Raw genomic sequence first — 13,177 nt, forward strand, 5'->3', positions numbered from 1 at the left:
TAAAAAAGCAACTAGTAAAAACTAGTTGCCGTTAAAAACAGTTTCCAATTTGCTTATGGCTTGCTTCTTCATTTCAATACTATCATGTACGTATAGGTCCAGAGTGGTGCTGACTTTGGCGTGGCCCAGTATCTCCTGGACCGTTTTTATGTTTTCTCCCGCCTCTATTAACATGGTAGCCACTGTATGCCTTAAATCATGGACACGCACGTGCCGCAGGCCGGCCTTTTTCAGTATCTCCGTGTGCTTTCTGTGGAAGTTCCGGGGTTCCATCGGGGTTCCGGTGGGAGTGCAGAATACCAGGTTATTATCCTGGTAAGCCTGGCCTAACAGCAGTTTTTCTTCCGCCTGCCGGGCCCGGTGATTTTTAAGTTCCTTTACCACCCAGGGGAGTAAGGGAATAGTCCGTTTACCCTTCTCGGTTTTGGGCTCCGAGAATACCAGAGCGGTTCCGCCTTCCACCGGGGCCCGGGCCAGTGTCCGTTTAACCGTTAGCAATCCGTTTTTCAAATCTATGTCCTCCCATGTAAGGGCCAGCAGCTCCCCCCTCCGCAAACCCGTGGTTAACTCCACCAGGAAAGCTGCATATAGCCTGTCGTCTTTGGCGGCATCCAGGTATTGTTTTACTTCATTTGGCTTTAAAGGAGACATTTCCTTATATTTGAGCTTAGGCAGGGTTGTTGCCTCTGCCGGGTTATAGGCAATTAGCCTCTGTTTTTGAGCTTGTTTAAGGGCCCCATTTACGACCTGGTGAATCATGTGCACTATTCTGGATGAAAGCCCGCCTTTGCCATCCAACCTACCGTTTGTGTATTTTTGATTATAAAATTCCTGTATTATGTCCGTGGTTAATTGTTGCAAAGGGATATTCCCAATACAGGGGATTATGTGTGTCCGGGCCAGGTGTTCATAGTTGGCATAAGACGTGGGTTTAATATTAGGTTTTTTGTAAACTTCCAGCCACCGGGTAAGCCATTCACCAAAGAGGGTTTTTGACGGCTCCGTATACGTCCCGCTTTGTAGTTCCGCCTTAAATTTATCTATCTTTTCCTGCACTTCTTTGCGGGTTTTCCCATAAAAAGTTTTACGCTTCAGTTTGCCGGTAACGGGGTCCCGGCCAATGGGTACCTGAGCTGTCCACCTGCCGTCCTTTCTTTTATAAATTGTCCCCTCACCATGCCCGCGTTTACCCATGCCTTACTCCTCCTTTAATTCCTCCATTAGCTTTTTAAGTTCCGCCGCACTTTCGCTGCCGTCATCCTTCCAGGAAATGCTTAAAATTTGCTCTTTGGTATATTTCCCCTCTTTCAGCAGTTTCCTCAACTTCGCCGCCGGGTTCTTGCCCAGGTAGGCCACATCCCGGGGGGTGGGCTTACCGTTCTTCCGCTGTGTGGTCCGCAGCACCGCGTAGCGGTTCTTTTTGCCCTTCATGGGCCGCCAGTAGATATACATTTTATTGCCCCCGCTGTATGCTTTAAGTTTATTTTATTGTAGAGTGATACTAATGTCAAGAATAATTACCAGGTAAGCCTATTTTCTTCCTTAACCTTTCAACATTCAACGAAATTGCTTCAGCCTTACGGTCACAAGGGTTATAACCGTTGAAAGCCAACTCAACACATTTCAACGAAATTCAACGAAAAAAAAGGAGTGCGTTCTACACACCCCCTCTTTTATTCCACTGTACCGGCCAGCATCCGGGCTTCCCTTTCATGCCGGGCCAGGGCCCGCTCAGCCGCTTCAATCGCCTCCTGCAGTGACTTCTCATCTTCTCCCACCTTCCGAGGGACGTGCAGCGTGACCTTCCCGGTTTCCAAGTCCAGGGAAAGCCTTCGTTCCGGGAAATCTTCTCCCATTACCACAATTGCATGTATGCGCCCCTTCTTCGTGCGCCAGACAAATGCGTCAGCCATGCTATTACCTCCTTGTTGGTTACTCTATCGGGTTTAGAAAGGGGAGGGGCCGGGGCCCCGTCCCCTTGTTAGGCCACCAGGTTAAAACTTATATTTGCTCCGTAGTACCTGTACCGCTTGCCGGCCTTCAGCAACTTGTGAAAATTCACAAGTTCGTTTTATGTCGTGTAGTACCTGTACCGCATGTATTAATCCCTCCCCTTCTCTTTATTTTGCAGAGTAGTCTATGCAAAGTATAGCATGTATTCTACATCATATCAATACCTCTTTGCATAACCTATCCGACATATTGTAGGAATCTTTTTGTATAATGCAGGAAATATGCTATAATTAAGCTGGAGGTGGGTTAATAATGCCAGAGATACGTTGTCGTTTAAGCACTCTTATGGGTGCAAAACGGTTAAAAATATCAGATATACACAACCAGACAGGTATAGCCAGGGATACTATTAGTACTCTTTACCATGAAAAGGCGAAGGGGATAACTTTTGCCGTGTTAGCACGGCTATGCCAGGCTTTGGATTGCCAGCCTGGTGACATCCTTGAATATGTCCCGAACACGGGGGAGGAGGAATCCACCAATGGCTAATAATAAGGATCTGGTTAACATGCTCCGCTCCGTTATCCAGGAAGAGTTACAACCTGTACGGCAGGAGTTTCGGGAGTTTCGGAAGGAAGTACGGCAGGAGTTTCGGGAGTTTCGGAAGAAAGTACGGCAGGAGTTTCAGGAAATGAGGCAGGACATAAGAAGGCTGCAACAAGACGTTGCCACCATCAAGCGGGATGTTAAGGCCATTTGGGAGGACATACTCAAGCTGGATAACCGCTTAACTGAACAGGAGAGAAGGACTGCCGCAAAATAGCCCGGCTTATTGCCGGGCTTTATTATGCCCGGGCCGGGCAATCTCCCGTTACCGTGTTACCGTTACGGTCGCTACCGTTACGGTTGTTACGTCCGCCCGGTCTATGTCCACGGGCTGGTAAGGATTTGCCCGCCCCTTCCAGTGCGCGCATCTTTGCGCACCTGCGCAGTTTTGCACAGTTCGCGTTCGTTATTCTTCATGGGGTGATTTTGATAAATAGACCCCTGCAAAACGAACAGCCGGGGCCCTTATAGCTTACCCCTTAAATTACCTTTAAACCCAGTAATCACAAGGCTTTCAGCCATTCCGGTACTCGTTGCGGTACCGGCTTTTTATTACGTTTCGCTCCACTTATTCCGGAACATAGCGCAAATTGCGACGCATTTTCCGAAACGAAGCGAAACATTTTTGCCCCTTTTCGCTCTTTTTAGTGCGTAAAAATGCGTGTTTTTCGCTACCGCTTCTTTTTCCAGGGCGGCATTACCGCACCCCGGGAAACTTCCACTGCCGCGTCAAAGGGCACGGTAATTGGCCCCACGGTTAGCCCCTGAATGGTAAATTCTCGCGGGCACCACGGGCAAACAATAATGGCTGTACCATCCTCCAGCCAGCCATCGAAATACAACTCCAGTTCCCCGCAATACGGACAAACCAGGGCCAGGGCTTCGATATCATAATCATGCTCAACGGCCTTTCCAGGAGTAGGTACCGGTTCCAGCTTCTTTGGGGCCCCGTCCCTTGTTTCCATGTGCCGCCTGTGGCGGCTCAGGGCCGCCTTTGATACACCGTAGCGGTCGGCTATACTTTGCAGTGTCTCCCCGGCTACCAGGGCCTGGTCAATGGCTTCTGCATCCTTATGAGCACATACACTGCAGCGCCTTGGCATATTCTCACCACCCTTCAAACTTAAAACAGCCGCCACCTTTCGCTTGGCAGCGGGGCCCGCGGCTTTTTGTTCCGCCTTCTGCGGTTTTTATTCCCACCACCCCGGGTAATGGCCCCGGGCCTTGGTATCACGGGTTCCTTTTCCCGGAAATCGGGGGGGTTGGTTTGCCCACCACTGCCAGAATTTCTCGTCTGTAGGCCACAAGCAAACCAAACCCCTTTCATTTTGCTTTCCCGTGCCGCCGGGACCTAGCCCTCTGGATGTACTTGCCCCTTTTAATTGCTTCCCGCCAAAGTTCTGGATCCCGGGCCAGAAGGCTCTGCAGCTCCTGTTCAGTTAAAAACAGCCTGTACTTGGTAAGTTTTATTTCCACAAGTTTTGCCTTGGTAGGGCCCCCCGCCCTGTATGGTGCCCGTTCTTCCGAAGAAATCACTCCCCAACGCGGCCGTTTCCCCTGTTTTTTGGGAAGGAAATCAGAAAAATTTTTTCCCGTACCTGGCCGAATTTCGGGGCTCGCAGCACCCGCAACTCCCCCGTTTTTCGGAAGGACCCGCACCGGTAAAAACATGTTCGGTTGTGCCGACGAATTTCGTCGGCTTCAGCCGTCCGGCCGTTCCGGTAAACTCTTTCGGGCATACCGCGGGCACTGGAGCACAACTCCCACCGGCTGTTTGCACCTATTCTCGTTTTTACAGCTATCGCAAAGGCTTTTCTCTTTCCGCTTACCCATGCCTTTACTCATTGATACCACTCCCGCTTTTAATGCAACATAATGCTACATTACCCCCATTTACCATAAAAAGGGAATTTTGCGTGCAAAAGGGTGGGCGCTCGGTCTATAGGTCGCGCTTTCCAAAAAAAGGAGCCCCCCTACCCCTTTACATTTTTAGGATATCGCATCCGGTTCGCAATATAGCGCATTCGGTCCCGCTCCGCGGGCCGCTTTGCCTGCAATAGCCTGGCGCATGCAGAGAAATAGCACGCATCCGCAAATAGCTTGTTGCGTTCCCACCCAGGGGTTGCCTTGGGCCATGCTCTATTTGCCGTCCGGAACAACTTCTGCCACTTCCGCTGGTCCCGGCTTTCCGGGGGCCCGTATATGTCTTTAAGATATACCCCCGGGGCAGGTACAGAAGGGCGGGGCTTGTCCCAAAAGGCAGGCTTAGGGGGTGGGAGTGTTTTTACAGGTTGGTCATCTTTGGAAAGGATGTAATCCAGTTTTTTGCTTAGACTGTTTTTCATATTCACATACCTACTCAGCACTCAGCAGGTTTGCTTCATCCCTTGTGGTCCAAGGGTTATACCCGCTTTTTTCTTAGTCAGCAGGTTTTCAGCAGGTTTTTTTATTAATCTCTGCAAGCCTTGCGGCTCAAGGGTTTTACCTGCTGGGACTTACTCAGCAAGTTTCTGCATTTACTCAGCAGGTTTTTTAGATAGCCAACCAGTGATTTAAAACCTGCTGAGTTAATATGTAAAAGTTACTCAGCAGGTATAACCCGCGCCATATCTGGGCTGAGCTTAATTTTTCAAAAAACGTGCTGAGTGCTTTTTCTGCGGGTATAACCCGCATCACGCCTGGGCTGAGCTCAATTTGCTGAGTGCTGAGTAACTGCAAGAATGAAAACTTGTTTTTTAGGTCCGCGGGTACCGGATTTTTCTTTGAAGTATCCCATGCCGCGCTTGGCCATAACTTTTAAAAGCTCTTTAGCCTTTTCAGCGTTCTTGCAAACCTGGGCAGTATATAGCTCCCTGGCAGTAATGCTTTGCTTCTTATGCTTCTTGGCCCACTCCAATACCCGTCTAATTTGCCTGTCTTCCGGGTCCTCCTGTAATTGGGCATACACCTTACGTGTATGGCTCTTAAAATATTCCACCAAACGCCAGGCCATTGCCATGCTTATTTTATCCACCGGGCCGCTGGTAGTTTCGTTATTTACCCGGCGGGTTAAGTGGATTATAAGGGCCAGTCTTGCGGCCTGGGAAGGGAATTTACTCCAGGGGCCCCGTAAGTTATCAGGCACCTTGGTATTCCTTTCTAGCATGGTTTCATTATAGGCTTCCACCCACAAAGCTTTAGCTTCCGGGGTAAGGGTTATCAAGGTAGGGCTCCCATCGCGGTTGGGTTCCAATGCCCATAATTTTTGAAAAGTTTGTTCGTATGCTTCCAGGGTTGCCTCGCTAATTTCGTCTTCTGTCCACCTTTGAAGGACGGGCTCCGGATATGCAAACAGTATCCGGTGTATAAACCCGTCTTCTCCTTGGCTCCGCTCATCTACCAGGGTTTTAAGCACTCCCGGGGGCATTGCCCCGGTAACAGATACAAACGGGTTCTCTAATATCGTTGGGAGTTTTCTAACCCGGTTTATTTTCGCCAGGGCCCCGCTCCAAAAGGAAAGATACGCTTCCCGGTCCGCTCCTTTCCCGCCTTTGTACTGATTAAGGCCGTTAATCCAGGCGGTAAGTTCGTCCAGGGCCAGCAACACACCCCTGGGGTTGTTTCTCAAGGTTTCCGCCAGGGCCTCCGTTGTGGTGTCCGTGGTATAAACCTCACCCATGACAGGAGGTTCTGGCTTCTTACCCCTGGCCTCCTTATTCCTTTTGGCATCCTCCCACTGCTGCAGTTCTTCCTCGTAAATTTCCTTTTCGCGCTCGTATTTTGCGGCCAGTTCCTTTTGCAGTTTCTTAACCGGCCTTAAAGCCACTTGCTGGGAGGGGCTTTTGGCGCTGCCCGGCTCTGCAATAACGCAAGTGTAAATATTTGCCTTAAAGTTCCAACCTTTTTTAACTTGCAAAACGTGGCTATTGCCGATTGCAGTTCCTAAGACAGTTATTGCGGGTATAGCTATAAACTCTGCAGGGCATTGGTTTGCCCGCATCCCTTTTTCCACCAGCTTGCGCAATACCTTGGGGAGGGCCTCCAAAGGGAATGGTTCTGCCTGTAATGCTTCCATCCCGAAGGCCGGGGGTAACCCCAGCACCAGAGGGGCGGTCACATTTTCCTTACAATCCTGGCACCAGGTCCCGAAATTTTCGCGAATGTATTCGCAAGTATGCGGGCCCGTGTCTGCCAGCGCGTGGTTTATTTTTTTATCGGTTTCCTCTGGGCTATAGCGGGGATAAGGTTCACTCAATTTATGGCATATTTCCCGCCCATTCTCTGCCCGGGCCAGGTTGGTAATCATGGCATACCATTCGGGTTCTGAAAGGTCTTTTGCATCGTCCCTGCAGTGCCGGATAAAGGCGCAGCGCGTCAGGATAGCCTCAGCATCCGGGGCCGGGCCCTCATCTTCCGGGGGTTTCTCCCGGCCTTTTTCCCGGGGCCCACTCGGGGCAGGGACTTTAGCTTCAAGTTCGGCAATTGCCTCTTCCAGGTCGGTTATGCTATATCGCCGGTTTGGTCGGGCATGTACCACCTTTACGGGCACCGGCTTGGAGTTTTTTCGGTTTAATGTGCCCGGCACTCGCAACACCCGGGCCAGATCGGAAGTATTGTCCACCCGCCACCCCTGGGGCCGGGCCAAACTAATGAATGCCCGCTGGAATCTTTTAACCAGGGCGGCTGCCTTCTGCTGCTCTTCTTTGCTTTGAAATACCCATAACTGGTCAAACAGCCAGTAAACATGGTACCCACCGCCGGAGTGTACCAGGACAGAGGGAGGGCAGGCAAATTCAGCTATCAACTTCCGGGCTTCTTCCTCTGTCGGGAGACTTTGGTTTTTGTGTGCCCCGCCCTGGCAGTCTATGTCCAGCCAAAGGCCAGGAATAGCCAGGACCCCCTCGGCTGTACCCCGGCCAGTGGTTTTCTCCCGCTGAAGGGCTAGGCCGAAATAGACATTTTGAGACTTACTTAATTCCAGCGCCTTTCTCGCGGCTTCCTCCGGATTGGCCGGGTTCTGCCAACAAGTTTGCTTCCCCGGGGATGTCCACAAGACAAGCACTCCCGGGGGATTCTTTCCATAGGCCGTGTAAAATTTCAGTAGGCACCAGAAGGAAATCAACCTCCTAGAAATAGAAATGAGACCTCACCCCAAAAACACTCCAACGGAAATTAAAGGAGGGCGAGGTCTCATGTTAAATATTCGCCACATAGTGGGGGCAGTCCTTCTATTCGGTTCTGGCCTAACTAAATTAATTGGCGAGTGCAAAGACTTTTATGAGCTTGAAAAAGGCATCCATGAGCTGTGCCAGGCAGTCTGCAACCAAATTTTCACCTGGGCCCTGGAACAGATCGATACCCGCCTGATGAATGAACGTGACCGGAGCACCTGGGAAGTGGTCGGCTTTCGGGCTAAAACAGCAGTAAGCACCTTTGGGGAATTTCTCTTCAAAAGGCGCCTGTACAGGAACAAAAAAACCGGGGAAACCAAATTCTTTTTAGACGAGCTGCTGGGCTGGCCAGCCCGGGCCAAGATCACCCCCCGTTTAAAAGAACTGGCCGTCAAACTAAGCACCGAACTTTCCTTTGCCCGTGCCGCCGAGATCTTAAACCACCTTGTTTCCGGCCTAAGTCCCATGACCGTCTGGCAGGCTACCCAAGAAGTGGGAGAAGTCTTGCAGCAAGAAGGAGAAGAAAAAAGGGCAGCGGTTTTTGAAAAGGGCGAAGCTCCCGGCGGGAAAGAGGTAACCCCGGAGCTGTGTATCGAAGCCGACGGAGTGATAATCCGCCTGCAGAAGACAAAAGAGAAAAGAGGAGAAATTAAGCATATGGTCGTCTACGAAGGGAAGGAACAAATTGGCCAAGGTCGCTTCGCCCTGAAAAACAAGCTTGTTTTAAGCAGCCTAAATGACGGTAAGGCAGCCTGGGAAGAAAACTATGCCGTAGCCGGGGGAAAATGGGACCTGAGCCAAACCGAAAGGATCTTCATCGGCGGCGACGGGGCAGACTGGTCCAAGCAGGGAATTGATTACTTTCCCGGCGCTGTGTATCGCTTAGACCCATACCACCTGAGCAGGCATTTAACCGAGGCCCTCTGGTACGACGAAGAAACCTACCGGAAGGTGGCCCTGGCCATTTCCCAGGGTAACTGGGAGGAGACCCAAAGAGTTCTTACGGAAGCAGCAAAAAACACCAGGGGCAACCGGAAGAAGAGGATCACCAAACTTCTGCATTATCTTGAGGAAAACTGGGCGGGGATCGCTGCCTCGCCGGGAGCAAAACGTTTGGGCACCATTGAAGGGCAGATTCAACACAACGTGGCCCGGCGGATGAAACGCCTGGGAGCCAGGTGGACAATCCCTGGAGGAGACCGGATGGCCCGTGTTTTGGCCGCTAAGGCAAACGGGGAGCTTGGCAATTATACTTTGCGCTGGCCGGTGAAACACCGGAAATTGAGAGAAATTGCGCAGTTAAAGCCAGTCGAAAAACAAAAAACAGAGGATGTGGAAAAATGGCTGCAGGCGTCTGTTCCGGCTTTAAAGGGTCCTTTTGCTGACCGGCTGTGGATTAAGTATGTTTTACGTGAACTTAGCCGTCCCAGCTTTTCTGCTCTTTTGTAAAAGCATGTTCCTTGGAGAGCCTTTGAGGTTTTCAGGCGGCGCCGGAGGGTAGCCTTGACAGCCGGGGTCCCCGCATGTGATAAAATGTACAAGCCGGCGGGGTATGCTAAAGTATGCAGCATGTTCCCCGGAGCCGCCCCGTCGGTACTGAAACTATATCACATGCGGGGTGGCTGTCAAGGCCGCCGCCGTAAAACTAATGTTTTAAGCGGTGAGGTCTCATGTTAAAAGATACCTACTGAATCTTGACACGGACTAGTAAGTTACCCCTCCCTTGTGTGATACTCAGGTTTCTGCTACAATAACAGTAAACCTATTTGCATGGTATGTATATCTAACCAGAGATAAAAAGGACTATCAGTTAATTATGCAATTTCCCAAAAAGATTTCAGTTTGCTCCAGCTCGCATTTTCCCGGGCATCAGCTAGTCATGTAATTTACCAAAAGCAAAGCAAAGGCATAGTCATGCACCGTATGGCAAAGGTTGTGCACTGCATGTAATTTACCCAAAGCCTAACTAAGGGGTATGGGCCGCAAGGCCCCGGGAATAAGCCCCGTATGCGAGCCAACGGAGGGGGAATGGCCCTCGGGCCGGAAGTTAATGCCCCCTGTGCGAGCCAACGAGAGGGAATGGCCTTCGGGTCGGAAACTAATGCCCTCTATGCGAGCCGTGATAGTCATGAGGCCCGATAAAAAGTGCGAGCTTTGATAGTATGAGGCCCAAGAAAAAATGCGAGCCTTGATAGTCATGTGGCCCGGCAAAAAGTGCGAGCCAATTAATAAATCCACAGCCGCCAAGTATGGCGGCTTTCTTTACTGCAATAAACCCCGCAAAGCCCTGGTATGTCTGGCCTGCGGGGTTTTGATTTTGACTGCAATCTTGACTGCAATCAGGATAAAAAAACATAAAAATAACGGGTATTGGATAAGAATACCAATACCCGCGAACCCGCATAGATAGTGCGTTTTGGGATTAGGTAAAAATGACTGGAATATATCTCCTGAAATTCCCAAGCTGAGGGCTGAGGGTTCGATCCCCTTCACCCGCTCCATTAAAGCAGCTGGCTTCCCCAGTTGCTTTTTTATTTGAAAAGTCCTGGCAAAAACTTATTTAATCGTTTTTTTTTGTATTAATTTAGCCTGATTAAGGAAAGCTATATGTCAAAATAAGTTTTTTTAGCAAATTTTAAAGGGGAAAGGTGGAGGTAATGGCTCCGCCGGTATTCAGCAGGCTTCCGAAACATATAGGGGTTATACCCGACGGAAATAGAAGATGGGCTGTACGGCAAGGGTTACCTAAAGAAAAGGGTTACTCATACGGGTTAAGGCCCGGGATAAGGTTATATGAGCTTTGCCTGGAGTTCGGCATTAAGGAACTGACATTTTACGGTTTTACCCAGGATAACACTAAGCGCCCGACGGCTCAAACCATGGCCTTTCGGAAGGCGTGTGTTGACGCGGTTAAAATGCTTTCCAGCAGGGATGCTTCTTTACTTGTCATAGGGGATACTTCTTCGCCTCAATTTCCCCCGGAACTTCTGCCGTATACAAAAAGGCAAACTTTTGGGCGCGGCACTATCCGCATAAACTTCCTGGTCAATTACGGGTGGAAATGGGATTTAAGTAATTTGCAAAAATATGCGGGTACTAAGGGCAAGATTTCTCAAAAAAATTTTTTGAACGCCATAGCCTCGGCAGAGCTTTCCCGTATAGACCTCGTTATCAGGTGGGGTGGACGCATGAGGCTCAGCGGGTTTTTGCCCGTTCAAACCATCTATTCGGATTTTTATGTCATAGATGATTTATGGCCAGATTTCAGGGATGAGCATTTTTATAACGCTTTATATTGGTATCAGGAACAGGATATTACTTTAGGGGGATAAACCGACCCCCGTTTTTATTTTCCTTAAACATCTTTGTTTTAAAGAAAATTCCGGTAAATCAGCGCTGTGTTAAGAATTTGTAAAGAATGCGTAAATATATTAATGCTTTCTAGATTATTTGTTAAAATGTCGCTTGGGAATTATCAATCTTGGAGGTAGGTCCATGGAATTCTCTGTTAAGGATATCCTTTTTCACTTTTTAGGTGGACTGGCATTATTTTTATTCGGTATAAAGTATATGTCCGAGGGTTTACAATCTGCCGCTGGAAAACGCCTGCGAAATTTCCTTGAGAAGGGTACCAAGACCCCGATCCGGGGTGTTATAACCGGGGCGACGGTGACTGCCTTGATACAAAGCAGCAGCGGTACTACCGTCTTAACAGTGGGATTGGTTAATGCCGGCTTGTTAAACTTGAAACAGGCTATAGGAATAATAATGGGAGCCAATATTGGAACTACTTTAACTGCTTATTTGATTGGTTTTGAATTAAAACAGTATGCTTTGCCAATTATGACCTTGGGAGCATTGCTTTTGTTTTTCATAAAGCATGAAAAGGTTAAGTTAATAGGCCAGGTTCTTTTTGGTTTCGGCATGCTTTTTTACGGCATGGAAGTAATGGGTGCCGGTTTGAAGCCGCTGAGGGAATGGGACTTTTTCATTGATTTGATGGTTGACGTTCAGGAGAATCCACTTCTGGGTGTAGCTATAGGTACTATATTTACGATGCTGGTTCAAAGCAGCAGTGCAACCATAGGCGTTTTGCAGGAATTGGCAAGCCAGGGGGCAGTAACTTACTTGCAAGCTGTTCCCATATTATTCGGTGACAACATCGGTACTACCATTACGGCGCTTTTGGCCGCTATAGGTGCATCGGTGGCCGCCCGTAGAGCTGCCCTGACTCATTTGCTTTTCAACCTTAGCGGTACAGCCATATTCTTACCTTTAACCATTACTGGGGTGTTTCCGGAAATAGTCGGGTTATTTACTGATTATATCTATGTTCTTCTGCCCGGCTTTGAAGGTTCCTGGGAAACTTTAAATATTCGAATGCAAATTGCCCAGACCCATGGAGTTTTTAATATAACCAATACTTTGATACAACTGCCCTTTGTTACGTACCTGGCATGGGCCGTTACCCGCTTGATTCCCGAGAGGGCGGAAGAGGAGTTTAAGCATTCAAAGTTTTTGGAGCCGCGTGTTCTTAGCAACCCGGATGTGGCCCTTGGACAGGCAATGCGCGAAACGTTACGTATGGGCCGCCTGGCCAGGGAACTTTTTCACGGTGCCATGGATTACTTTTTTGGCATTAAGCCTGTGGATAAAGGAGCTGCCCTCAAAGCTATCGAAAGCCAGTTAAACCAGCTGGATAGGGAAATTACCGATTACCTTGTAAAATTATCATACAACCGCATGACGGAGGAACAATCCAATAAAGTTTCATTACTACAACAGGTCGTAACAGACCTGGAGAGAATAGGGGACCATGCTGAAAATATCCTTGAGTTGGCCTGGTATGCAGAAGAACACCAAGTGGAGTTTTCGGAGGAAGCTTCAAATGAGCTGGAATCTATGGTTGACCTTACTGACTTAACCTTACAACAGGCCATGAATGCTTTGGAAACCAACGATCATGGTTTGGCCAGACAGGTGCTGCAAAATGAAATTGTTATAGATAAAATGGAAAGGGATTATAGAAAGTCGCACCTTAAGCGGTTGAATGAACGTATTTGTAGTGCGGAGGCGGGAGCAGTTTTTCTGGATATTCTGAGTAATCTTGAGAGAATAGGGGATCATTCTGTAAATATTGCTGAATATGTTCTTGGTGAATCCGGAATCGAGCAAAGGTATATAGTACGTTATGAAGTGAGTAACAAGTAGGGGTGTAATAAAAAATATAATATATACTTAAAATTGATAGACAAAGTTTTTGGCAGGCTGCTTTAATTAGAGAAGATTGGATGCATGGTTAACTTGACTAATCCCGTAGCTCCATATACAATTAATTACTGACATTAGGTTTTTATGTTGGTATGGTGGTACTTTTTAGAAATGTTTATTTGTTGTGGTATGGGGGTTTAATTTGGCAATAGGCGCAAAAAGGACGGGGATTAAGGTAAAGCATGGTTAAAACTGGT

Annotated in this window: 13 protein-coding genes; 6 read left to right on the top strand and 7 right to left on the bottom strand. The window is 48.7% G+C overall.

The window, feature by feature from the left end:
• Positions 1-21 precede the first annotated feature (21 nt).
• The 3 genes from ACX4JR_RS05080 to ACX4JR_RS05090 form a co-directional block, all read right to left on the bottom strand.
• Positions 22-1,194, bottom strand: a complete 1,173-nt coding sequence (locus ACX4JR_RS05080; RefSeq protein ID WP_476059942.1) for a tyrosine-type recombinase/integrase — start codon at positions 1,192-1,194, stop codon at positions 22-24.
• A 3-nt stretch (positions 1,195-1,197) separates the two neighbouring features.
• A complete protein-coding gene (locus ACX4JR_RS05085) occupies positions 1,198-1,452 on the bottom strand; it encodes a hypothetical protein (protein ID WP_476059943.1) in 255 nt (84 codons plus the stop codon).
• A gap of 221 nt (positions 1,453-1,673) precedes the next feature.
• Complete coding sequence (locus ACX4JR_RS05090) at positions 1,674-1,913, bottom strand: hypothetical protein (protein ID WP_476059944.1); 240 nt, start codon at positions 1,911-1,913, stop codon at positions 1,674-1,676.
• 352 nt (positions 1,914-2,265) lie between these two features.
• On the opposite strand from ACX4JR_RS05090, the gene ACX4JR_RS05095 reads away from it, so the two are divergent.
• Positions 2,266-2,502, top strand: coding sequence for a helix-turn-helix domain-containing protein (locus ACX4JR_RS05095; protein ID WP_476059945.1), 237 nt, complete (start codon positions 2,266-2,268; stop codon positions 2,500-2,502).
• Positions 2,495-2,776: a DUF713 domain-containing protein gene (locus ACX4JR_RS05100; RefSeq protein ID WP_476059946.1), complete on the top strand. Its 282-nt coding sequence runs from the start codon at positions 2,495-2,497 to the stop codon at positions 2,774-2,776. The genes ACX4JR_RS05095 and ACX4JR_RS05100 overlap by 8 nt, the downstream gene beginning before the upstream one ends.
• Positions 2,777-3,230: 454 nt before the next feature.
• Here the strand turns inward: ACX4JR_RS05100 and ACX4JR_RS05105 are convergent, their stop codons facing one another.
• The 4 genes from ACX4JR_RS05105 to ACX4JR_RS05120 form a co-directional block, all read right to left on the bottom strand.
• Positions 3,231-3,662 (bottom strand): hypothetical protein, encoded by a 432-nt coding sequence (locus tag ACX4JR_RS05105; RefSeq protein ID WP_476059947.1) that lies wholly within the window; start codon positions 3,660-3,662, stop codon positions 3,231-3,233.
• 220 nt (positions 3,663-3,882) lie between these two features.
• Positions 3,883-4,230 (bottom strand): hypothetical protein, encoded by a 348-nt coding sequence (locus ACX4JR_RS05110; protein ID WP_476059948.1) that lies wholly within the window; start codon positions 4,228-4,230, stop codon positions 3,883-3,885.
• A gap of 30 nt (positions 4,231-4,260) precedes the next feature.
• A complete protein-coding gene (locus ACX4JR_RS05115; protein WP_476059949.1) occupies positions 4,261-4,404 on the bottom strand; it encodes a hypothetical protein in 144 nt (47 codons plus the stop codon).
• An 844-nt stretch (positions 4,405-5,248) separates the two neighbouring features.
• Positions 5,249-7,591 (bottom strand): DUF3987 domain-containing protein, encoded by a 2,343-nt coding sequence (locus ACX4JR_RS05120; protein ID WP_476059950.1) that lies wholly within the window; start codon positions 7,589-7,591, stop codon positions 5,249-5,251.
• Positions 7,592-7,730: 139 nt separating this feature from the next.
• Here ACX4JR_RS05120 and ACX4JR_RS05125 point away from each other — a divergent pair, with 139 nt between their 5' ends.
• The 4 genes from ACX4JR_RS05125 (at position 7,731) to ACX4JR_RS05140 (ending at position 12,920) form a co-directional block, all read left to right on the top strand.
• Positions 7,731-9,158: an ISLre2 family transposase gene (locus ACX4JR_RS05125; RefSeq protein ID WP_476057840.1), complete on the top strand. Its 1,428-nt coding sequence runs from the start codon at positions 7,731-7,733 to the stop codon at positions 9,156-9,158.
• A 54-nt stretch (positions 9,159-9,212) separates the two neighbouring features.
• Positions 9,213-9,386 carry a hypothetical protein gene (locus tag ACX4JR_RS05130; RefSeq protein WP_476057841.1) on the top strand — a complete coding sequence of 58 codons (174 nt, stop codon included), beginning with the start codon at positions 9,213-9,215 and terminating at the stop codon, positions 9,384-9,386.
• Between the two features lie 980 nt (positions 9,387-10,366).
• The gene (uppS, locus tag ACX4JR_RS05135) at positions 10,367-11,041 is read left to right on the top strand and encodes a polyprenyl diphosphate synthase (RefSeq protein ID WP_476059951.1); all 675 of its coding nucleotides are present in this window, start codon (positions 10,367-10,369) and stop codon (positions 11,039-11,041) included.
• 163 nt (positions 11,042-11,204) lie between these two features.
• Positions 11,205-12,920 (top strand): Na/Pi cotransporter family protein, encoded by a 1,716-nt coding sequence (locus tag ACX4JR_RS05140; protein WP_476059952.1) that lies wholly within the window; start codon positions 11,205-11,207, stop codon positions 12,918-12,920.
• The last annotated feature ends 257 nt before the right edge of the window (positions 12,921-13,177 follow it).

Source organism: Desulfofundulus sp. JL263-se (assembly GCF_056316025.1).